The sequence below is a fragment of the Methyloversatilis sp. NSM2 genome (genome assembly GCF_038066675.1).
In the GTDB taxonomy this organism is placed as follows: Bacteria; Pseudomonadota; Gammaproteobacteria; order Burkholderiales; family Rhodocyclaceae; genus Methyloversatilis; species Methyloversatilis discipulorum_A.
Genome location: NZ_JBBUKV010000006.1, coordinates 182,255 through 204,357, shown reverse-complemented (window position 1 = coordinate 204,357; position 22,103 = coordinate 182,255). Strand labels below are relative to the sequence as shown.

At 66.3% G+C, this 22,103-nt stretch carries 21 protein-coding genes; 16 read left to right on the top strand and 5 right to left on the bottom strand.

Annotation, left to right across the window (positions count from 1 at the left end):
- Positions 1-5: 5 nt before the first annotated feature.
- From WJU27_RS14550 to mads1, 5 genes are read right to left on the bottom strand one after another with little or no spacing between them, the layout of a single operon-like run.
- On the bottom strand, positions 6-797 hold the full coding sequence (locus WJU27_RS14550; RefSeq protein ID WP_252627586.1) for a DUF4391 domain-containing protein: 792 nt from the start codon (positions 795-797) through the stop codon (positions 6-8).
- Positions 798-805: 8 nt separating this feature from the next.
- Positions 806-3,100, bottom strand: coding sequence for a S8 family peptidase (locus tag WJU27_RS14545; protein WP_341422551.1), 2,295 nt, complete (start codon positions 3,098-3,100; stop codon positions 806-808).
- A gap of 57 nt (positions 3,101-3,157) precedes the next feature.
- The gene (locus WJU27_RS14540) at positions 3,158-4,144 is read right to left on the bottom strand and encodes an AAA family ATPase (protein WP_059301310.1); all 987 of its coding nucleotides are present in this window, start codon (positions 4,142-4,144) and stop codon (positions 3,158-3,160) included.
- Between the two features lie 47 nt (positions 4,145-4,191).
- On the bottom strand, positions 4,192-7,392 hold the full coding sequence (locus WJU27_RS14535; RefSeq protein ID WP_059301312.1) for a helicase-related protein: 3,201 nt from the start codon (positions 7,390-7,392) through the stop codon (positions 4,192-4,194).
- Positions 7,389-7,619, bottom strand: a complete 231-nt coding sequence (mads1, locus tag WJU27_RS14530) for a methylation-associated defense system helix-turn-helix domain-containing protein MAD1 (protein WP_043496594.1) — start codon at positions 7,617-7,619, stop codon at positions 7,389-7,391. The genes WJU27_RS14535 and mads1 overlap by 4 nt, the downstream gene beginning before the upstream one ends.
- A 417-nt stretch (positions 7,620-8,036) precedes the next feature.
- Between mads1 and WJU27_RS14525 the strand changes: the two genes are divergently transcribed.
- From WJU27_RS14525 to WJU27_RS14450, 16 genes are all read left to right on the top strand, one after another.
- Complete coding sequence (locus tag WJU27_RS14525) at positions 8,037-8,408, top strand: integrative conjugative element protein, RAQPRD family (protein WP_341422550.1); 372 nt, start codon at positions 8,037-8,039, stop codon at positions 8,406-8,408.
- Complete coding sequence (locus WJU27_RS14520) at positions 8,405-8,644, top strand: TIGR03758 family integrating conjugative element protein (protein ID WP_003140997.1); 240 nt, start codon at positions 8,405-8,407, stop codon at positions 8,642-8,644. Before WJU27_RS14525 ends, WJU27_RS14520 begins: the two co-directional genes overlap by 4 nt.
- Positions 8,645-8,666: 22 nt before the next feature.
- Positions 8,667-9,035 (top strand): TIGR03745 family integrating conjugative element membrane protein, encoded by a 369-nt coding sequence (locus WJU27_RS14515; protein ID WP_003294215.1) that lies wholly within the window; start codon positions 8,667-8,669, stop codon positions 9,033-9,035.
- Positions 9,036-9,047: 12 nt separating this feature from the next.
- Positions 9,048-9,458, top strand: a complete 411-nt coding sequence (locus WJU27_RS14510; RefSeq protein ID WP_003294216.1) for a TIGR03750 family conjugal transfer protein — start codon at positions 9,048-9,050, stop codon at positions 9,456-9,458.
- Positions 9,455-10,147, top strand: coding sequence for a PFL_4703 family integrating conjugative element protein (locus WJU27_RS14505; RefSeq protein ID WP_065085010.1), 693 nt, complete (start codon positions 9,455-9,457; stop codon positions 10,145-10,147). Before WJU27_RS14510 ends, WJU27_RS14505 begins: the two co-directional genes overlap by 4 nt.
- Positions 10,144-11,058, top strand: a complete 915-nt coding sequence (locus WJU27_RS14500) for a TIGR03749 family integrating conjugative element protein (RefSeq protein ID WP_341422549.1) — start codon at positions 10,144-10,146, stop codon at positions 11,056-11,058. Before WJU27_RS14505 ends, WJU27_RS14500 begins: the two co-directional genes overlap by 4 nt.
- Positions 11,048-12,481, top strand: a complete 1,434-nt coding sequence (locus WJU27_RS14495) for a TIGR03752 family integrating conjugative element protein (protein WP_341422548.1) — start codon at positions 11,048-11,050, stop codon at positions 12,479-12,481. Before WJU27_RS14500 ends, WJU27_RS14495 begins: the two co-directional genes overlap by 11 nt.
- Positions 12,462-12,896 (top strand): TIGR03751 family conjugal transfer lipoprotein, encoded by a 435-nt coding sequence (locus WJU27_RS14490; protein ID WP_023083166.1) that lies wholly within the window; start codon positions 12,462-12,464, stop codon positions 12,894-12,896. Before WJU27_RS14495 ends, WJU27_RS14490 begins: the two co-directional genes overlap by 20 nt.
- Positions 12,896-15,787, top strand: a complete 2,892-nt coding sequence (locus WJU27_RS14485) for a conjugative transfer ATPase (protein ID WP_341422547.1) — start codon at positions 12,896-12,898, stop codon at positions 15,785-15,787. Before WJU27_RS14490 ends, WJU27_RS14485 begins: the two co-directional genes overlap by 1 nt.
- 13 nt (positions 15,788-15,800) lie before the next feature.
- Positions 15,801-16,544 carry a DsbA family protein gene (locus tag WJU27_RS14480; RefSeq protein WP_023093109.1) on the top strand — a complete coding sequence of 248 codons (744 nt, stop codon included), beginning with the start codon at positions 15,801-15,803 and terminating at the stop codon, positions 16,542-16,544.
- A gap of 195 nt (positions 16,545-16,739) precedes the next feature.
- Positions 16,740-17,234 (top strand): RadC family protein, encoded by a 495-nt coding sequence (radC, locus tag WJU27_RS14475; protein ID WP_023093108.1) that lies wholly within the window; start codon positions 16,740-16,742, stop codon positions 17,232-17,234.
- Between the two features lie 167 nt (positions 17,235-17,401).
- Positions 17,402-17,851, top strand: a complete 450-nt coding sequence (locus WJU27_RS14470; protein ID WP_023093107.1) for a TIGR03757 family integrating conjugative element protein — start codon at positions 17,402-17,404, stop codon at positions 17,849-17,851.
- A complete protein-coding gene (locus WJU27_RS14465; RefSeq protein WP_023093106.1) occupies positions 17,848-18,792 on the top strand; it encodes a TIGR03756 family integrating conjugative element protein in 945 nt (314 codons plus the stop codon). The genes WJU27_RS14470 and WJU27_RS14465 overlap by 4 nt, the downstream gene beginning before the upstream one ends.
- 10 nt (positions 18,793-18,802) lie before the next feature.
- Positions 18,803-20,209 carry an integrating conjugative element protein gene (locus tag WJU27_RS14460; protein ID WP_033873014.1) on the top strand — a complete coding sequence of 469 codons (1,407 nt, stop codon included), beginning with the start codon at positions 18,803-18,805 and terminating at the stop codon, positions 20,207-20,209.
- Entirely contained in the window at positions 20,206-20,559 is a 354-nt protein-coding gene (locus WJU27_RS14455) for a hypothetical protein (protein WP_003292115.1), read from the top strand. Before WJU27_RS14460 ends, WJU27_RS14455 begins: the two co-directional genes overlap by 4 nt.
- 15 nt (positions 20,560-20,574) lie before the next feature.
- Complete coding sequence (locus WJU27_RS14450; RefSeq protein WP_023093104.1) at positions 20,575-22,098, top strand: conjugal transfer protein TraG N-terminal domain-containing protein; 1,524 nt, start codon at positions 20,575-20,577, stop codon at positions 22,096-22,098.
- The last annotated feature ends 5 nt before the right edge of the window (positions 22,099-22,103 follow it).

Below are 22,103 nucleotides of genomic sequence, written 5' to 3'. Positions count from 1 at the left end.
GATCTTCAAAGCTGTTCGCGTGCTGCAGCCAGTTGGACCAGCACGCGCTTGAGCGCGAGGTTCAGTTCAACCTGTCGCGCCAGTTGTTTTTCCCTGCCGGCCTGCGTGCGCAAGCGGGCCGCCTCGGCCTCCAGCCGCTCGCATTCCTGCAGGGCATGGCGACGGGCAGCGGCCTGCTCGGGGCCGTCGGCCGCCTTGAACATCCCGGTTAACTTCGCCGCCAACAGCGCCTGCGCGCTGTCCATCCACCCCTGATACAAGGCGAAAAGCGAGGATCGAGGCTGGCGAGTCAAGGCGATGACCTGAACAAATGCGTTCAGCGCATCGAGAGACGGCGCGTCCTCGGGCAACGACATGGACACCATGCCGCCGTCCAGCACCACTTTGCTCGCTTCGTTCTGTGCCCAGCGCTTATGTGCCAAAGAGAGCGTCATGCTCTGCCCGGAGTACAGCAGCAACAGGACCGGATAGGGGACCGCGCGGTGCACCAGCTCGGCGAGGCGGGCAGCGTTCGCTGGCTTGGCTTTGTCTTGCCCGGGCTGGCTGCGCAGCGTCACGGCAAGCACCGCGATCTCCAGGTACTCGCGCAACTCGTCTCGGTAGTCAGGCACGCCGATGGTGTTCGGCTTGAGCGCCGCGACCCACTGTATCTCCTCGACGGTATCGGCGATCAGTCGCTTGTCGGCAGCCGTGGGGGCTCCGTTCTCCAGCAGCAGCTTCTTCGGCACGCGCTGATCGACTCGGCAGCCGTCTGGCAGACCGAGCGAGGCGATGAATCCTGATACGTCCAGCGGCATGGTTCGCGTCACACCCTCGCACGAGCACGCGCCTGGACGCGGGCTTCAAGCACGGCACGCACTTGGGCATAGAGCTGGGCGTTCGCCTGCTCGCGGTCGGCGAGTACCACGGTGAGCGCATAGGGTTCTTCGCCATCGCGGCCGTTGGACCATGGACTGTCCTGGCGAGTCACCACCACGAAGACCTTGTTGCCGTTCGCAAGCGCCTGTTTGAAGCTCCAGCGAGAAACCTGCAACGTGCCGTTCTTGCGTGCGTCGTTGGACAGCCAGCGACCGTTGCTGCGCTCTCCCATGCCTTGCTCACGGTTCCGACGGAAAGCCTGTGTCACCTCGTCCAGGCCACTCGCTGTTACCACGGAGAACCACAGTTTGCTCATGCGGTAGTCCAGCCGCGTGGTACGGACGGCTGGACTGTGCGCCAGGGCAACCGTTATCTCCCGCGTACGGCGGCCGCCCGCCCAGAAGCTGTCAGGCAGTGGCAGCTCGAAAAAATGGTGCTGGTCGTTGCCGATGCGCTCTTCGGTCAGCAAGGTGACGGTGTGGTCCAGCGAACGAAAGAGGGCGGCATCCTCTACACACCCATAGCCGATCAGACGCAGCAGCTTGTCGCGCCCGTCACCGTTGCCGTCGGGGTTGAGCAAGCTCTCGCAGGCTTGCGGCCAGCCGGCATGCGCGCCGATCAACGCACGCAACAGGTTCGGTGTGGCATTCGGCAGTTCGGCCACGATCCTAGCCGCCTTATGCGCGACGACCGGGGCAGCATAGCTCGTCCCAATGTCCTCGCTGAACCCTGGTCCGCCGGCAAAGCCGCCGTTGAGTGAGACCACGCCCAACCCTGCATGCCGCGGACGTGCAACCGCCCGCATCAGCGCGACGTTGCCGGCATGCTCGACGACATCGGGTTTGATCGCGCCATTGATCGATAAGCCGCATCGCGTGAGCGGAAACGGCTGGTCAGTTCGCGCCAATGGTTGATCCTCAAGGGCGTTCGGATGCCGCTGCGCGTCCCTCGTCGCTTCGTTCTGTGCAATACCGCCTACCGTGAGCGCGTTCAGGGCAGTGGCCGGATCGAGCAAGCGCGCGGAGTCGGCAAGCAGATAGTCGGGATAGCGTTCTCGCGCGTCGGCTGGCAGCTCGGAAAGGTGCAGGTTGCCGGTGGGCACCACGAACAGGACACCGAGCTCCCGCGTCAGGCGATCCAGGGTGTAGGCCAGGCCGCGAACGTGGCGCCGGTCGTAGACCTTGTTGAGATCGCCATAGCTCAAATTGAAGACACGACACCCGTACTGGCCGTGCAACTCGCGCACAGCCTCCTCCACCGCCTTCTCGACGAACTCGGTCTGGTCGTTGCCGTCGTCATTGAAGACCTTTCCGGAGAACAGCCGGAGCTGCGGGACGAAGCGCCCGTCCCGGATCGCAGCCCCCACGTCCCCATACAGCGCCAAGCCGGCGACAAAAGTTCCGTGCCAGGGTTGATCGTCATGCGGGGTCCGATGGGGAGAAAGGTAGCCTTGTGCATCGCCCACTGCCGGCCCCAGCAAGGGGTGTCCAGGCGTCAGTCCCGAATCGAGTACCGCGACGGACGGAGCGCCGCCATCTGGAGGCAAGACAGCGGGAAGCTGGTTGACGTCAGTGAGCAGCAATTGGACGGCAATGCCGAGTCGCGGAGGAAGGTCGACCGTGCGCACGTCGCGATGCCGCAGGACCCGATCCGCTTGCTCTCGCGTACAGCGCATCCGCACCATCAGGAGGGAAGGCTGCGTGAGGCTATCCAGCCGCTCTATGCCGTATTCCTGCAGCCAGCGGGAAAACGCCTCCATGAGCGCCTGGCGTCTGTCTTGCCGCTCCTGGGGCCACAGTTCGACGTCGAGCGTGAAGGACTCCTCGGCGGGAAACCCCTGCTCGCGTATGAGCATCTGCGCCTGGGGAGAGAAGCGCCGCTGACGGATCGCCATAGACGTCAGGACAAGAGGCCTCGATTCAGGCCGGCTGACCCCCGCGCCCACGGCGCGATGCTGGCACAGAAGCTCGTCGTGGCGCGGGAACGGATCGGCGAAGAAGATCTGGGTGGATTCGACGATCGAAAGCTTCTCAAGATTCAGCTGCATGCCGGTGACAAAAGCGTTCCTGCATTCGACACGATTCCCGGTGTTGAGATCGTCAGCCAAGAAGACGAGTCCATCGTGCTGGCCTTCGCGACGGAAGAGGGTCTCGCAGAGTTCGAGAGTCGTCTCAGCACACTCGCCCGCGACGGCGTGGTGACGCGCAAGGAACTCCTGTTTGTCATCGAGGACTTCGACCATTGGACGTCCCAGGACCGTACCGGCGCGGCGCTAGCCCACTGTCACTTCCCTCCATGCTTAGCTCTTATGGCGATATTCGCGAGCCAGCGCAGTATCGACATGGGCCTTCTCAAGGAATTCTCGCCCCGAAAGGATCATCTCCTTCACGGCCCGGCGCAGTACGCGCTCGATGTCGGCATGGGACATTCCTTTGAACTGCGAGGCAACTTGGCCGTCGTCCGCCTCGAAATTTCGGCGAATGCCGGATAGCTTCAATGACAGCAGGCGTTTGATCTGCTCCAGACTGGGCAGCTCGAAACGCAGAACCTCGTCGAAACGCCGCCACACCGCCTTGTCCAGCAGGGACTCGTAGTTGGTCGTGGCGATGAGGATGCTCTCCCCACGGTAGCCGTCCATCATCTGCAGGACTGCGTTCACGGAGCGCTTCAGCTCGCCGTGATCGGCGCTGTCGCCACGATCTTTGGTCAGCGCATCGAATTCGTCGAAGAGCGCCACCACCGGCTGACTCGCCACGTAGTCGAACACTTTGCGCAGATTGGCCGCCGTTTCACCCAGGAAGGACGAAATAAGCGAATCGAGCCGAACCAGAACCAGTGGCATCGACAAGCTGTGCGCGATGACCTCCGCAGCCAGCGTCTTGCCGCAACCCGGCGGCCCACAAAACAAGAGCTTCTGCGCGGGGTGCATCCCAAAGGATCGCAACACATCGGCACGGTTGTGTTCCATCAGAATCTCATCCAGCGCCGACTTCGTGGCGTCCGAGAGGATGATGTCCTTTTCCTCTCGAATCACGGCACGCTCTTCGAGCAGCGCCAGACCATTGTCCTTGTTCGTGGGCAGATCGGTCACGGCATGCAGCCTGCGGGAGCCAGGACCGGGTTTGGCCTGATCGCCGTAAAGCAGGTGCTCGAGATCGTTGGCGAGCAGATGATGGTTCTTCTCGCGCTCTTCCTTGATGACCGCTTCGGAGGCGGAACGGAATCTGGCGAGATCCCCTTGTACGCCGGATTTGATCAATTGCCTGAGCAATTTTCCGCTAGCCATAAATGTCCCCTAGATTCTTCAACGCATTCTCTCGGTATGTTTCCTGTTCACTCTTGGGACAGCGCTACCATGAATGCCAACACTTCAAAGTCATTGCTTCCGGCGAACTCGCCTTTGATTGCATGCGTGCCGCCTGGCGAAAACAGACTGGCCACTGCGCGTTCCTCGTTCTTGCCGACAACCGACGCTACGCTTGCTGCGAGCAGCTTTTGCGCATGGCGCATGTCTTCGCCGTGCTTGGTGGCTTTGTCGAAGCGGGCGCAGGCGCCAGCGTCGGGCAGGTCGCGACCCAGCGCCAGGCGCTTGAGCCGGTCGAGAATGCGTTTGGCCTGCGTGTAGGGCAGCAACACGGCACCGTCGTCGCCGACATGGACGAGGTAATGGGGTGCCAAGGGGTAGTCCGATTCCTTGGCTTTGTGTGCCGCCGGGCCCTCGGCGCGCAGGCAGAAGATCACACCAGGCGGAATGTCGGCGTCGATGCTGGTGGTGACGGCGTAGGCCCCCAGCGGCTGCTTGTCCAGTTTGCCGGGATGCGCCTTGAGGTGCTGGGCCAGATCGATGCGGAAGTCGGTGAGCGTCAGGTCGGTAATTGATACGCCGGTGGACAGGTCTTCCAGGTCGATTACCGTGTCCTGCAGCTTGAGCAGCTGCTTGCGCCGGTACTCCAGATCGTTCATCGGGTTGCCGGACTGTTGCTCGATGAGGTTTTCCTCACCGGTGGCGGAGACGTCGAGCAGCACCATGCGGCCGCTGACGCGCTGTTCCAGATTGATGTATTCCTCCAGCTCCATGTTGGGCCAGAAGTTAACCAGCTGGATGCGTTCGTTGGGCGAGCCGATGCGGTCGATCCGGCCGAAGCGCTGGATGATGCGCACCGGGTTCCAGTGGATGTCGTAGTTGATCAGCCAGTCGCAGTCCTGCAGGTTCTGGCCTTCGGAAATGCAGTCGGTGGCGAAGAGCAGGTCCAGCTCGCCCTCGTCGGCCAAATCCGCCGGCCGCTCCTTGGAGCGCGGCGAGAACGCCGTAAGGATGGACGCCAGGTCCTTGCGCAGATGTGGCAGCGTGCTCTGATTTCGGCCCGAACCGGTAACGAGCGCCGACTCGATGCCGAGCGTGGCCTTCGCCCACGGCGCCAGTTGCGCGTAGAGGTATTCGGCGGTGTCCGCGAAGGCGGTGAAGACGATGAACTTGCGGTTGCCGGCATTGATCGGGTTGCGGCATTTGTCCTCGATCATGTTGCGCAAGGCGGCCAGCTTGGCGTCCCGGGCAGCATCGACCTGCTTGGCTGCGGCCAGCAGGGTGGCCAGACGGTTACGGTCTTCGATCAGGTCTTGTTTCCAACGGATGAGGTCGACGTCGCTGAGCAGTACCTTGACCTTGCGCCCGACCAGCAAGGTCTCGAAGGCGGGGTCATCGATGTCGACGTCGGCGATGTCGATTTCCTCGATGTCGGAAGCAGAAGCCTCAATGCGTGCGAGCGTGGTCTCCACGTCGCGAAGCTGGCGCTCGACGGTCAGGGTGAAGGAAGACACCGCGCTTTCCATGCGCTTGAGCACGTTGACTCGCAGGAGGTGGATCAGGCTCTCTTCGCGGTCCACCTGGCGGAAGAAGCTTTCACCCCCGCGGATCTGAGTGCTGTACTTCGCGTCATAGGCGGCCTGTTTGTGGGGCAGGACGTAGCGCAATGGCGCATAGCTGGCCAGATTGAGCCGCCGGATCTCTAGGTTGATGTCCCGGATGCTGCGGAACTCGCCGGCACGGTCCACGTCGGCCTTAATGTTGATCGGTGGCAGACGATCCGGGAAGCGGCCCGTCTCGCTGGTGCCGTAGTACTTCTCGATGTGCTTGCGCGAGCGGGCGATGGTGAGGTGATCCAGTAGGGTGAAGTAGTCGAAGCCCAGCATCTCGACCAGCCTCGCGGGTGTCTTCTCGGACTCGTCGAGGTTCAACCAGCGGTTGAACTGGGTCTGCGCCTTGCGGGTGGTCGCCTCGATGCTGGCGATGCCGTGTTCCAGCAAGGCGGTGTCGTCGCCCTCCGTGACGAAGGCGATCTGGTTGCGCAGGTCGGCCAGGCGGCTATTGACGGGCGTGGCCGACAGCATCAAGACCCGTGTCTTGACACCTTCCTTGATGATCCGTCGCATCAGACGGTCGTAGCGGGACTCCTTGCCCTTGTGCGTGGCCTTATTGCGGAAGTTGTGGGACTCATCGATCACCACCAGGTCGTAGTTGCCCCAGTTCACGTGCGACAGATCGATGTCGCCAGACGTGCCGCCGTCGCGCGAGAGATCGGTGTGGTTCAGGACATCGTAGTTGAAGCGGTCGGCCGCCAGGACGTTGCGCTTGTCGTTGGCCTTGTAGAGCGTCCAGTTGTCGCGCAAGCGCTTGGGTGCCAGTACCAGCACGCGATCGTTGCGCAGCTCGTGGTACTTGATGATCGCCAGGGCCTCGAAGGTTTTGCCGAGGCCCACGCTGTCGGCGATGATGCAGCCGCCGAAGCGGTTGAGCTTGTCGATGGCGCCGACCACACCATCACGCTGGAATTTGAAGAGCTTCTTCCACACCACCGTATTGCGGATACCCGTGGCGGACTTGACGATGCGCTCCTCGTCCATTTCATCGCCACTGTCGCGAAACAGGTGATGCAGGATGAGTGCATACAAGGAGAAGGGGTCGCGGTGCTCGCCAATCGTGCGGAGAGCTTCGAGTAAAACTTCACGCCCACTGCTGGCGTCTGCAGAGTGAGTCCGCAGAGCGGACCATTGATGATCGAACCATCTGGCAAGTTGCGCGGCCTCATCGGCCGATTCGGAAACCTGGATCAAGCTCAATGGGTTTCCCGGAGTCAAGCCGAGCCCATCGGTGCTGAAAGCAAAGGAACCGAGAACCACCTGCTCCGGCTGCTCTTGACCATTTCGTATGACTGCCGCCCCTTGCGGCACCGGGCCCGCAGCTCGGCGCAAGTCGACCTTGTCGCCGATCCATTTCGCACACTGGTTGGCTAGCCACCGGACCTGTAGGCGGTTGCGTGCGGCACGATCGCCTTCGACACCCAAGAACCCCAACTCCGCGTCGCCGGGAGGCAGAACGAGCTGGACGCGTTCCAGCGCCGTGAGCGCATCTCGCAACTCTGCAAACGCGAAGAGGGAGAACGACGGGGTCACGCAGCCGAGCTGGTTGCCATGCTTTAGGTGGGGGCGCATTAGGTCGATGACGCGGTCTGCGCCCGTGTTGTGGATCAGTTTCATGACCGGCGCCCCCCTTTCAACAGATCATCCCCGCCTTGCTGCTGATCGCCCGATGACTGCTGTTTGATCCAGCCGTCGATATCCGCACGGGAGAAGCGCCATATCCCGCCCACCTTAAAGGCCGGAATCTTCTTGGCTGCTGCCAAGCGATAGACCGTGCGCTTGCCCACCTTGAGGTAGGCAGCCACTTCATCGAGGGTCAATATCTGTCCGGGCTCGTCTTTCATTGCTTCCCCACCCGGTGAGGGTGGCACAGGCGGTAGTGACAATCCTGGCAAGTGTAGAGCAAACCAGTGCAATGCTGAACAGTTAAATGCGCAGTTCGCCGGCGTGAGGTCATCCAGTTCGTGAGGGGATAGCCCCACCACGGGGGCGAGCGCCACGTCGCGTCAAGCCGCCACCGCGGTGACGACCTCGGCCAGCGGAGAGAAGTAGGCGCACCGCGCCAGCAGGGTTTCCACATCAGTGACCGGCCCGTCTTGCTCTAGCTAGCAGCCAGGTCCTGGACTCCCGGCCCTTGTCCGGAAACGGCGCTACGCCAACCATCGAGGCAAATCCGGTGCACCGCCCGTTCCGATTCTTTGCGGCACACCCAAGCTTCACGCCGCAGCATCCCGCCATCCAGACGACTGTGGAACGGCGTGATGACACCCCTTGGCAACCTGACGAGCGCCTGGCGCCGTGTGCCGGCTCTGGCCTTGGCGCTGACCATCGCGCTGGCCGGCGCATCGCCCGCATCGGCCGGCGGTGTCGCCGCTGAACACGAGCAACTGGCGGCCCTCGCCCGCCAACTCGACCTGATCGACCGCCTCGCCGAGCACGCCGCCGGTACCGCTCCGCAGGAACGCGCCCGCTACCACTTCGACTACGCCCGATTGCGTGCCGACCTGAAGCGCGTTCGCGCCGGCCTGCAGGACTACCTCGTGCCCCAGCGCGCCCAGCTGCGCGATCCCGTCCCGCTGGCCGGCGATTACGTCCGCCGCGACCGCGCCGACGACGAGGAGCCGTCGCCATGACGCCCTCTGCCGATCAGGTCGCCGCCTTCCAGGCCAACGGCGGCTTTGCGCCTTCGGCCGTCTCTGCCGTGGTGCTCGCTTTCGTGTTCGCCGTGTTGCTGCTGTGGGGCGTGTGGGCCATGCGCACCGCCTACGTCGGCTGGGCCGAGCACCGCATCACTGAACGTCAGTTCCTCGCCGTCGTCGTGCGCTTCGTGGCGATGTACCTGGTGCTGACCTTCTTTCTCCTCTCCTGACCGTCACGAAGGGCCATACGCCATGAACACTCCAACGACATCCCATCGCATTCCGTCCCGCATCGCCGCTCCGCTGCTGCCGCTGGCGCTCGCGGGCCTGCCGCTGTCGGCCTTCGCGCAGGGCCTGCCGACCATGGAAGACCCATCGCGCGGCCAGGGCAGCGGCATCCTGCAGACCTTGCAGAACTACGGCTACGACATCGTGCTGCTGATCGCGCTGCTCGTGGTCGCCTCAATGTTCGTCGGCGTCTGCTATCACGCCTACACGCGCTACTCGGAGATCCACACCGGCCGCGCCACCTGGGGACAGTTCGGCCTGACGGTCGCCGTGGGCGCGATCCTCCTGGTGGTCGGCATCTGGCTGCTCACCAAGGCCACCGGCGTGCTGTGAGGGCGGCAAGCGATGGCCGTCCCTTCGGAGACCCCGCAAGACACGCTGGTGACCTTCCTGCCGCATCGGCTGAACCGCCAGCCGGTGGTCGTGCGCGGGCTGACCGCCGACGAGTTGTGGATCTGCACCGGCCTGTCGGCCGCCGCCGGGTTCGCGCTCGGCCTGCCGCTGGCCTGGCTCACGCACAGCATCGCCGTGGTGCCCACGCTGATCGTCGCCGGTATCGCGCTGGGCGTCTTCGTCGGTGGCGGCTTCCTGCGCGCGCAGAAGCGCGGCCGGCCCGACACCTGGCTCTACCGGCAGCTCCAGTGGCGGCTGGCATTGCGGCACCCGGCGCTGGCAGCGCTCCTGGGCGGCCAGCGCCTCATCACCCGCTCGGGCTACTGGACTACCCGGCGCAATGCCGATCGAGGTACGCCATGAGCCGTTTCAAGAACGAGGTTGCGCACCTGCAGGCGCACGTGAAGACGTTGCGTCTGGGGGCCGGCGCGTTGTTCGTGGTGGCGCTGCTGCTCGGCTTCGGTTGGTGGAGTGCGCCGAAGAGTCTGACCATCCATGTGCCGCCGGACTTGCGCTCGGGCAGCACGCGCAAGTGGTGGGACGTGCCGCCCGAGAGCGTGTATGCCTTCTCCTTCTACATCTGGCAGCAGGTACAGCGCTGGCCCACGAACGGCGAAGAAGACTACCCGCGCAACCTGCGCGCGCTGTCGGCCTACCTGACGCCGAGCTGCCGGGCCTTCCTGCAGCAGGACTACGAGTACCGGCGTGCCAGTGGCGAGCTGCGTCAGCGCGTGCGCGGCATCTACGAGATTCCCGGCCGCGGCTACGGCGATGATCCGGCCACGCGCGTCAAGGTGGTTTCCGACCGCGATTGGATCGTCACGCTCGACGTGAGCGCGGACGAATACTACGGCTCCGAGCAGGTCAAGCGCGCTCTGGTGCGCTACCCCATCAAGGTCGTCCGGCTGGACATCGACCCCGAGCGCAACCCCTTCGGCCTGGCGCTGGACTGCTACGCCAGCGCACCCCAGCGCATCGAACCGCCGCCGACGCCGACCCAGGCCGGCGCGCCCGCCAACGCCTCCGGCCACCTGCAGGGAGACTCCCCATGAAGCCCATTGCCTTGTCGGCCCTGGCCGGCGTCCTGCTGATCCTCGGTTTCGTGCCGGCCAGCCAGGCCGTGGAAATCCTGCGCTGGGAGCGTCTGCCCCTGCCGGTGCCGCTGGTGGTCGGTCAGGAGCGCGTGGTCTTCATCGACCGCAATGTGCGCGTCGGCGTGCCGGCAAGCGTCGGCGACCATCTACGTGTGCAGAGTGCGGGCGGCGCGATCTACCTGCGGGCGAGCGAGCCGATTCCGCCCACGCGGCTGCAACTGCAGGACGTGGAATCCGGCGCGCTGATCCTGCTCGACATCGCCGCCGAGCCGGCGAAGGACGGCCAGGCGCCGCTGGAGCCGGTGCGCATCGTGGAAGCGGAAGCCCCCGCGAAGCGCTACGGCGGCGGTGCAGCAAGCGGCGCGGACGAGCAGGCCGATGCGCCCGCGGACAAACCCCTTCTCCGGCGCGAAACGCCGGCACCGGTCGTGCTGACGCGCCATGCCGCGCAGAGCCTGTACGCGCCGCTGCGCACCGTCGAGCCGGTCGCCGGCATCGGGCGCGTGAACCTGCGCCGCGGCCTCGCGCTGGACACCTTGCTGCCGACGCTGCCGGTGCACGCGCGGGCACTGGTCGCGTGGCGCCTGGAAGACCAGTGGGTGACGGCCGTGCGACTCACCAACACCTCGGCGCGCTGGCTCGACCTCGACCCGCGCGCCCTGCAGGGGAACTTCGTGGCGGCGACCTTCCAGCATCCGAACCTGGGGCCGGCCGGTACCCCGTCCGACACCACGGTGCTCTATCTGGTCACGCGCGGCCACGGCCTGGCCGAGTCGCTGCTGCCGGCGCTGAGCCCGATCGACGCCAGCGTGAACCTGCCGCCGGCCGCCGCGGCCGGCTCGACCGGAGGAGCGCGCGATGAAGAGTAATCCGCTGCTCAAGTGGCTGCTGATCCCGATGGCGCTGCTGCTGGTGTTCGTCGGCATCAAGCTGTTCTCCGGCGCCCCCGGCGGCCAGCCCGCCCCCAAGGGCGCGGCCGGTACGCTCACGCCCGAGGAGATGAAAGCCCTGGGCATCGCTGGCGACACGCCGCGCGATACCGTCGCCACGCTGGTGGCCCAGGTGAAGCAGTTGCGCACCGAGCTGCAGAGCGCACTCGGCGACAACAAGCAGCACAAGGCCGAGAACGAGCGCCTGCGTGCGCGGGAAAGCGCGATCGACCAACGCATCCAGAGCGCGCTGGAAGGCGAACGCAACCGCCTGGAGCAGGAACGCAATCAGGTGGCCAGCGACAGGCAGCAGACCCAGGGGCTGCTGCAGGATCTGCAGCGGCAACTGGACGGCCTTTCCGGCAAGGGCGGCCCGTCCGACCTGCCCGTCGGGCTGGGGCTGGAAGAAGGTGACGGCAAGCGCTTCAACCGCGGCACCAGTGGCACGCAGTGGGTCGAGCCCGACGATGCCAAGGTCGACGCCAAGAACGGCAGCAAGGAGCCGAGCTTTCCCCTGAGCTTCGGGCCGGCCCAGAAAAGCCTGTCGGCCGCAGTGGAATCCGTCGCCGACGTCGGCAGCCGCGCGGTGGGCGCATCCACGAAGGCGGTCTACACCGTGCCGTCGAACTCGACGCTCATGGGGTCGATTGCCATGACGGCGCTGATCGGGCGCGTGCCGATCGACGGAACCGTCAACGACCCGTACCCGTTCAAGGTGTTGATCGGCCTGGACAACCTCACGGCCAACGGCATCGACATCCCCGACGTGGCCGGCGCCGTGGTCAGCGGCACGGCCTCGGGCGACTGGACGCTCTCGTGCGTGCGCGGGCAAATCCGCTCGGTCACGTTCGTGTTCCAGGACGGCACCATCCGCACGGTGCCGGAGGACAGCAGCAAGGGCGGCAGCAACAGCGGCAACTCGGGGCACAACGGCGCCAGCATCCAGGGCGGCCTGGGCTGGATCAGCGACCCCTACGGCATTCCCTGCGTCAGCGGCGAGCGGCGCAGCAACGCCCAGCAGTACCTGGGCAGCCAGGCGCTCATCACCGCAGCCGGCGCTGGCGCGGCCTCGCTCATCAAGTCCGACAACGGCAGCGTGGCCGTGGTCGCCAACAGCAACGGCTCGCTGGGCACCGTCGGCATCAGCGGCAATGAAGCGATGGGCCGCATCCTCGCGGGCGGCGTGCGCGACATGGCCGATTGGGTCAACAAGCTCTACGGCCAGGCCTTCGCGGCGGTCTACGTGCAGCCGGGCGCCAAAGTGGCCGTGCATCTGGAGCAGCCGCTCGACATCGACTACGACGCCAAAGGGCGTCGGGTCCACCACCGCACCGGAGAAGCCCATGCCTCGGATCTGGATTGACGCGGCCGCCGTCCTGCTGGCGGCCACCCTGCTCGGCGGCTGCGCCACCAGCAAGGAGAAGCTGCTGCCACACGGCGACAGCACCATGCTCGACATCTGGCATCAGGAAACCGGCGGCAGCGCGGGCGGCGGCCAGGCCGCGCGGCAACTGCTCGATGCGCGCCAGGGCCTGCGCCGGCCGCTGGCCGATGCCGATGTACAGGCGGCGCCCGGCGTGCAGGCGCGCTACACCCGCACCGCGCAGAACGAGATTTACCGCCAGTTCCACCGCCTGCCGAACCCCGACCTGGTGATGTACGTGTTCCCGCACCTGGCGGGCACCGACCCTGTGCCGGTGCCCGGCTACAGCACGGTGTTCCCGCTCTACCAGCGCGTGCAGTACGCGATGCCGGGCGAGCGCGTGGAGGACTACTGATGGCCTGGTCGCTGCCGTGGTCACGCAAGCCCGACGCATCGCCTGTTGACGCCGCGGATGCGGCCGATGATGCCTGGGCACGGCACGTAACGGCGCTGGCGGCACAGGGTGTCGCCGAGCCGGGCAGCGCGCTCGGCCGGGGCCGGCGCAGGCCGGCCACCCAGGCCGACCACGATGCGCTCTATGGCGTCGCGCCGTCGTTCGCGGACTTGCTGCCCTGGGTCGAGTACCTGCCCGGGACCAAGTGCATGTTGCTGGAAGATGGCCAGTCGGTGGCGGCCTTCTTCGAGCTGGCGCCGGTCGGCACCGAGGGCCGCGAGATGGCCTGGCTATGGCAGGCGCGCGATGCGCTGGAGAACGCCCTGCAGGACTCCTTCGACGAGTTGGACGACAACCCCTGGGTGGTGCAGCTCTACGCCCAGGACGAGGCCGACTGGGCCAACTATCTGCGCTCCCTGGCGAACTATCTGCAGCCGCGTGCGCAGGGAAGTGCGTTCAGCGACTTCTACCTGCGCTTCTTCGCCCATCACCTGCGGGCCATCGCCAAGCCGGGTGGCCTGTTCGAGGACACCACGGTGACGCGCCTGCCGTGGCGCGGCCAGGTCCGGCGCGTGCGCATGGTGGTCTACCGCCGCACGTCCGCGGCCTCAACCCCGCGGCGCAGCCAGTCGCCCGAGCAGGCGCTGACCACGATCTGCGACCGCCTCGCCGGCGGGCTGGCGAATGCCGGCGTGAAAGCCCGACGGCTCGGCGCGGCGGACATCCACGCCTGGCTGCTGCGGTGGTTCAACCCGAATCCGACCTTGCTCGGCGCCACTGCCGAAGACCGGGAACGCTTCTACGCGCTGACCCGCTACCCGGAAGAGCGGGAGGAGGGCGAGATCGAACTCGCCAGCGGCACCGACTTCGCGCAGCGCCTGTTCTTCGGCCAGCCCCGCTCGGACGTGCCAAACGGCCTGTGGTTCTTCGACGGCATGCCGCATCGGGTGATCGTGATGGATCGCCTGCGCACGCCACCCGTGACGGGCCATCTGACGGGCGAGACGCGCAAGGGCGGCGATGCCATGAACGCGCTGTTCGACCAGATGCCCGAGGACACGATGATGTGCCTGACGCTGGTCGCCACGCCCCAGGACGTGCTGGAGGCGCACCTAAACCACCTCGCCAGGAAGGCCGCCGGCGAGACCCTGGCCTCGGAGCAGACCCGGCAGGACGTGCAGCAGGCGCGCGGCCTGATCGGCAGCGCGCACAAGCTCTACCGCGGCGCGCTGGCGTTCTACCTGCGCGGCCGCGACCTGGCCCAGCTCGATGCGCGCGGCCTGCAGCTCGTCAACGTGATGCTCAACGCCGGTCTGCAACCGGTACGCGAAGAGGACGAGGTGGCGCCGCTGAACAGCTATCTGCGCTGGCTGCCGTGTGTGTTCGATCCGGCGGCCGACAAGCGCCAGTGGTACACCCAGCTCATGTTCGCGCAACACGCGGCGAACCTGGCGCCGGTCTGGGGCCGCAGCCAGGGCACGGGGCATCCGGGCATCACGTTCTTCAACCGCGGCGGCGGCGGTCCGATCACCTTCGATCCGTTGAACCGCCTCGACCGGCAGATGAACGCGCACCTGTTCCTGTTCGGCCCCACGGGTTCGGGCAAGAGCGCGACGCTCAACAACATCCTGAACCAGGTCACGGCGATCTATCGGCCGCGCCTGTTCATCGTCGAGGCGGGCAACAGCTTCGGCCTGTTTGGCGACTTCGCGGCACGGCTGGGTCTCACCGTGCATCGGGTGAAACTTGCACCCGGCGCGGGCGTCAGTCTGGCTCCGTTCGCCGACGCCTGGCGCCTGGTCGATACGCCGAGCCAGGTACAGACGCTGGACGCCGATGCGCTCGACGAAGACCAGACCGATGCCGGCATGGCCGTGGAGGGCGACGAGCAGCGCGACGTGCTCGGCGAGCTGGAGATCACTGCACGACTGATGATCACCGGCGGCGAGGACAAGGAAGAAGCGCGCATGACGCGCGCCGACCGCAGCCTGATCCGCCAGTGCATTCTCGATGCGGCACAGCGCTGCGTAGCGGAGAAGCGCACGGTACTGACCCGCGATGTGCGCGACGCGCTGCGCGAGCGCGCCCGCGATGCGACGCTGCCGGAGATGCGGCGCGCACGGCTGCTGGAGATGGCCGACGCCATGGATATGTTCTGCCAGGGCGTGGACGGCGAGATGTTCGACCGGTCCGGCACGCCGTGGCCCGAGGCGGACATCACCATCGTGGATCTCGCCACCTTCGCGCGCGAGGGCTACAACGCCCAACTCTCGATTGCCTACATCTCGCTCATCAACACCGTCAACAACATCGCCGAGCGCGACCAGTTCCTGGGCCGCCCGATCATCAACGTGACGGACGAAGGCCACATCATCACGAAGAACCTGCTGCTTGCGCCCTACGTGGTCAAGATCACCAAGATGTGGCGCAAGCTCGGCGCCTGGTTCTGGCTCGCCACGCAGAACCTGGACGACCTGCCGAAAGCGGCCGAGCCCATGCTCAACATGATCGAGTGGTGGATCTGCCTGTCGATGCCGCCCGATGAAGTCGAGAAGATCGCGCGCTTCCGCGAACTCAACGCTTCGCAGAAGGCGCTGATGCTCTCGGCACGCAAGGAGGCCGGCAAGTTCAGCGAGGGCGTCATCCTGTCCAAGTCGATGGAAGTGCTGTTCCGCGCTGTGCCGCCCAGCCTCTACCTGGCGATGGCGATGACCGAGCCCGAGGAGAAGGCCGAACGCTTCCAGTTGATGCAGCAGCACGGCATCAGCGAGCTGGATGCCGCCTTCCGCGTGGCCGAGAAGATCGACCGCGCGCGGGGCATCGAACCGCTGGCGCTGGACACGTTGGCCTGACGGGAGCGACACGATGCGCCTGCCTTCATTCGCCCGCCGTCATCCTCGGATCGGTCTGCTGATCGTGGTGACGATTGCGGTGGCCTCGTGGATGCTGCTGCGCGCGCCGCAACCGGCAACCGAGTCCATGCCCCTGGCCGCCGCCGGGTCCGAAGCGCCGAAACCGGCCGGCCCGCCCTGGCTGTATGGCCGTGCCGATGCGCGCTTCACGGTGGTCGGGTACGCCGACCTGGAGTGTCCGTACTGCCGGGCCTACTTCCCCGCGCTCAAGCGCTGGATCGACGCCCATCCCGAGGTGAACTGGCAGTGGCATCACTTGCCGCTGTCCATGCACGAGCCGGCCGCGACTGCCGGGGCACGCCTGGCCGAGTGCGCGGGCGAGACGGGCGGACATGCCACGTTCTGGCAGGCCGTGGCGTGGCTCTACTCGAACACCCGTGGCGACGGCCAGGGCCCGCCGGAAGGCCTGCGCTATCCCGACCTCACACCAGCCATGCAGGGTTGTCTCGACAGCGAGCGCCCCGATGCCGTCATCCGTGCCCAGGCGGTGGAAGCAGCACAACAGGGCATCGCGGCCACGCCGGCCCTGCAACTGCGCGACCGCGAGTCCGGCAAGACCCTCCTGCTGCACGGTCCCGTCGAAGGCGATGCCTTGCTGTCGGCCATCGACCTGCTCGCCGCCGGCAGCACGACCGTAGCCGAACCCGCCCATTCCCCAGACATGCCCGCCGGCGTTGCCGGTGACATGCCCAGGTAGCCATCGATCTTCAAGGCTGCGGCGCGGCTTGTCCGCGTTGATCGAAACCCGTTCGCATCGCATCCCTTGACGCGAACAGCCACCGCATCCGCGGTGGTGGATGCCCGCTCGTCACCCGTTCCATCCCCATCGTCCCCAGGAGGGTTTGCCCTCCAGGGGCAGGCGCCCTCCGATCTCATCCATTGGAGGTTCGCCATGTCTCTTGTCATCGCCGACTCCCGCCCGGAGTCGCTCACCCTGATCGCCGCCCAACACGAAGACTGGATCATCCGGCAGGCCATCACCCTGCTGGAGAACCGCGTGTTCAAGGCCGGTCCGGCGCTGGGCAGTCCCGCCGCCGTGCGCGACTACCTGCGCCTGAAACTGGTCGCGGAGCCGAACGAAATCTTCGCCGTCGTGTTTCTCGACAACCAGCACCAGGTGATCGCCTTCGAGCCGCTGTTCCAGGGCACGGTCGACCAGACTTCGGTGTATCCGAGGGTGGTGGTCCAGCGTGCGCTGGCGCTCAACGCTTCGGCGCTGATCCTGGCGCATCAGCACCCCTCGGGGACCACCGAGCCATCGGCCGCCGATCGTGCGATCACCGAGCGGCTGAAGAGCGCCCTGGCCACCGTCGATGTCCGGGTACTGGATCACTTCATCGTCGGCAAGGGCAGCCCGTACTCGTTCGCCGAAGCCGGCTTGCTGTAGCAGCACCACCCCACGCGCATTCCTTTCATCACCACGGGAGCCCTTGGCTCCCGTTTCTTTTCGCCGGTGCGCAGGAAATCGGGACTGACCGGTTTCGGTTTCTTTGTCGTCCCCTGATCTGCGTTGCGCTCGACTACGAGTCTGCATCGACTCCGCGGAGGCGCGACATGCCGGCTCATTCCCTCAACCTTCCTGCCGCCTCGCGGCGCCCCCTGGCCGCCCGGCTGGCCGCTGGACTGTGCGCCGCGCTGCTCGGTCCCATCGCGGCGGCCGCCGATGTGCTCGTCGTCACCGACAGCCGTCATCCGGTGCAGGCCCCGGCCGGCGTGCGGGTCATCGAGCTGGACCAGGCCACGCGCATCGAGGTCGAACTCGCCGCGCACCTGCCGGCCGACCCGCAACAGGCCGCGGCCCTGGTGCGGCAGCGGTTGCATGACGGCGGCGAGGCCCTGCAGCGCCGCATCGGCCATGCCTACCAAGGTGTCGCGGATGCCTGGGGGCTGGGCATCGCCAAGATTCCCGCCGTGGTGGTCGATCGACGCTACGTGGTCTACGGCGAGCCCGACGTGCCCCGCGCCGTCGCGCGCATCAACGCCTACCGGAGCACGCAGCCATGAGCCTCCTGCTGGCGTCCCGGCGCCTGCGCGCCACCGTCGCCTCGCTGCTGCTGAGCGCGGCCACGTCGACATTCGCCCTGGACACCGCCACCATCGTCTCGTCGACGCTGTCCCCCGACTGTCTCGAATACCGCGTGGTCGGAATCTGCTACTGGCTGTACTGCACGCCCTTCGGCTGCTCGGTTCGCACCTCCGTCAAGGTGCGCCACTACGTCCCCGATGCGGTGGTGTCGAGCTACTCGAACACCGGCGAAAACCCGTGGCTGGAAGTCAGGGCGATGAGCATGCCCAACCCGAGCGCCAAGGCGGGCGGTGACGGCACGACCAATCACGACAACGAGAACAACCTCGCCAAGTTCAAGAACGCCGATGTCATCGGTCATCCGGCCGGGATGGTGTTCAGCCAGTTCGCCAGCGCCTCCGGCTACACCTGCGAAGGCGCGGGCATGGCCTTCATGCCGTATCTGCTGAGCACGCTCGACACGATCGCCTGGCGCTACAACATCCCGGAAGCGTTCTACCCCGAAGCGCTCATCCCCGGCCGGCGAGAAATCGGTACGCGCACCGGCCTGAACCTCTGGGGCAACGTGTATCCCCGCGGCGGCTTCCTGCACCAGACCGACGACCACAAGAGCGGCGCCGTGGTCGCGCAGCGCGCGGGCGACATCGTGACGCGCCGCAACCAGATCCACGTGTACCAGCCCCTGCTGGCCAACGCCCGCGACGGGTACTGGCCGGCCGGCGCGTTGATGGAGACCGACGCCTCGACGGGCAAGTGGCAGGAGCTGACGCCCACGCTCTCGAACACTTGCGTGGTCTTCCCGCACAACCGCACCCGCGTGCAAGCCCAGCAAGGCGACTACGCCTGGGCCTTGTGGCGGCCGTACTCCTGCTGCCGGCGCCGTGGCCAGGTCTTCCTCGGCAGCGTCGATTTCATGTGAGGAACCCACGATGAACGCCTCCCTCCCTGACTTCCTGCGCCGCGCGAAGTCGCACCTGCGGCCCACGCTGCTCGTGGCGACCATCACGCTGGTCGTCGGCGCCGCCTGGGCGCAGACCCGCATCGATCCCAATGGCGTGAACGTCAGCGGCAGCGCGATCGGCGACGACGTGCTCTACAGCATCGGCGGCGGCCGGGCCGTGTCGATGGGTGGTGCCGGCAACATGCAGAGCATCGGCGTCGGCGTCGGCTGGAACAGCAACCTGATCTGCGGCGACATGAGCATCACCACGACGCTGCAGAACCAGCTCAACGGCATCACCAACGGCTTCCAGACGATCATGAGCAACGTGATCCAGAACGCCACCAGCGCCGTGGCCTCGCTGCCGGCCCTGATCATCCAGCGCGCCGACCCGGGGCTCTACAACCTGCTGACCAACGGCATCCTCCAGGCGCGCCTGGACTTCGACCGCTCGAAGATGACCTGCCGGGCCATCGCAAACCGGATGGCGGACATGGCCGGCGGCCAAGCCGGCTGGGACCAACTCGCCGAGGGGATGGCGCTGCGGGATGCGGTCAGCAGCACCGATGCCGTCTCCGCCATCGAGCAGGCCGAGTCCAACAAAGGGAACAACGGCGTGCCCTGGGTCGGCGGCGGCAACGCGGGCGGCTCCGGCCAGAGTTCGATCAAGGTGGTCGGCGACGTGACACGCGCGGGCTACAACCTGCTCAACGGGCGCAGCGTCACCGATACCTCGTCGATCGCGCGCAGCGCCTGCGGCAACCGCCTGACCTGCCAGACCTGGTCGTCGCCTGGTGCGGCCGCAGCCTTTGCGAACCGCGTGCTGGGCGAACGCGAGCAACGCACCTGCGAAAACTGCACGAAGACCCAGACCACGCCTGGCGTCGGGCTCACGCCAGTGATCCAGGAAGAGTACGAGACCAAGCTGCAGGTGCTGCAGGAGCTGGTGACGGGCGCCCGGCCGACGACGCCGGCCAATCTCGACGCGGCCGGCAGCAGCTCGCTGCCGATCACCCGCGGCGTGATCGAGGCCCTGCGGGACGAACCCGACCAGGACGTGCTGGGCAAGCGCCTGGCGTCGGAGGCGGCGCTGTCCAGCGTGCTGGAGAAGGCCCTGCTGCTGCAACGCACGTTGCTGACCGGCAAGAAGGAGCCGAACGTGGCCGCCAACGAGTTGGCCGTGCGTGCGGTCGACCAGGAGAACAGCGCGCTGGAGCAGGAGATCAACAACCTCAAGACCGAGCTGGAGCTGCGCCGCACGCTGGCCGGCAACTCGGCGATGGCGATCATCCAGCGCCACAGCACCCGCGCTGCCGGTTCGCGCGGCATCTTCGAGGGCGACACCACGCGCGACCGTCTGCGGGAAGTCCAGAAGCCGCGGAGCGGTACGCCATGAGCCGGCTGGCCTGGCTGCGGCTGCCATGGCTGTTCAACCGCCGCGTCGGCGTGGCGCTGCTGTGGACCTTGCTGGTGGTGGCCGCGGCGGTGGCGGTGAACATCGCCGGCATCCACGTGGTCGGCGGCGTCGAGGGCTGGCAGCACTGGCTGCAGGCGCACGCCGGCCACTTCTTCGTGTGGCGGCTGTGCCTCTACGGAGCGACGGCTTACGGCTGGTGGTGGATGCGTCGGCGCCTGTTGCGGCGGGAGCCGTCCCGCGAGACGCATCAGCGCCTGCTGCGCACGGAGATCGCGGCCGTGATCGCCGTGGTCGCGCTGGAAGCCAGCCAACTGTTGCGGCACGGCTGAGACCGGGAGGCAGGCATGACGCTCTACACCACGGACTACCTGGAGTATTACCTGACCCTGGTGGCTTGGGTGGTCAACAACGGCATCTGGAGCATCCTCGTGGCCAGCGGCGTGTTCGCGCTGCCGTTCGTGGCCATCGTGATCCAGGAATGGCTCAAGGCCCGCAGCGAAGGTGCGGACGAGGGCAACAAGGGCGTGCTGTCGTCGATGCGCATCGAGAACCGGGTGTGGGTGGCGATCGTGGTCATCATGTTCGCCGGCATCCCGTTGATCCCGGTAGATCTCGCCACGATCAAGTTCGACACCACGCGCTCCGCGCAATGCCAGGTCAACGTCCCGCTGCCCAACGACACGGGCTGGTCCAACGTCTACACGGCGCTCAACAACCAGAGTGCGCTGGTGCCGGTGTGGTGGTTCTTCATGCACGCCATCTCAAAGGCGGTCACCGGCGCCGCGGTGGCGGCGATTCCCTGCGGCACGGACCTGCGTCAGATTCGCATGGAAGTCGATGCCACGCGCATCGACGATCCGGTGCTGGCACAGGAGGTCGCCGACTTTACGCACGACTGCTACGGGCCGTCGCGCGCCAAGCTGTTCATGAATCGGCCGACGCTCTCCGACGAGCAGGTGAACGACGTGACTTGGATTGGGTCGAGCTACTTCCTCGACACGGCCGGCTTCTACGACACCTACCACTCCCGCACGCCGCGCACGGCCTGGCCCTACGACGCGACCCGCGATGCGGGGCTGGCACAGGTGGACAGCGGCGGCGGCTATCCGTCCTGCCGACAGTGGTGGGCCGATGGCGGTCAAGGGTTGCGCAGCCGGCTGCTGGCACAGGTCGACCCGGACCTGCTGACCCGCATCGGGCGCTGGGTGGGCTTCCTGTCGCAGAGCGAGGTCAATGACTCGGTGATCCGCGCCGTCGTCTCACCGCGGCAGCAGAAGATGAACCAGGGCGCCGTCTACACCGACTACGGCGGCCAGATCGACAAGACGCTGCCGAACATCGTCACGCGCGGCGCGAGCGACCTGGGGCTGACCGTCGGCTCGCTGGGCTTCTTTCCGGCGATGGACGTGGTGCGCCAAGCGCTGCCGATGGTGCTGACGATGCTCAAGATGGCGCTCGTCATCTGCATCCCGCTAGTGCTGCTGATCGGCACCTACGACCTGAAGACGGTGATGACGGTGAGCTGCGTCCAGTTCGCGCTGTTCTTCGTGGACTTCTGGTTCCAGCTCGCGCGCTGGATCGACAGCACGATCCTGGACGCGCTCTACGGCTGGGGGTTTGGCGCGGACAGGCCGCACGCCAACTTCGATCCGCTGATCGGCTTGAACAACGCTTTCGGCGATATGCTGCTGAACTTCGTCATGGCGATGATGTTCATCGTGCTGCCGACGTTTTGGGTGATGGCATTGGCTTGGGCAGGCGTGCGCACGGGAAATATCGTGCAGGGGTTGTCCACCGCCACGTCGGACGCCAAGGGCGCTGGGGGGCGTGGCGCTGGCATGGCAATGAGCGCCGTATCGAAGAAGTGACCGCC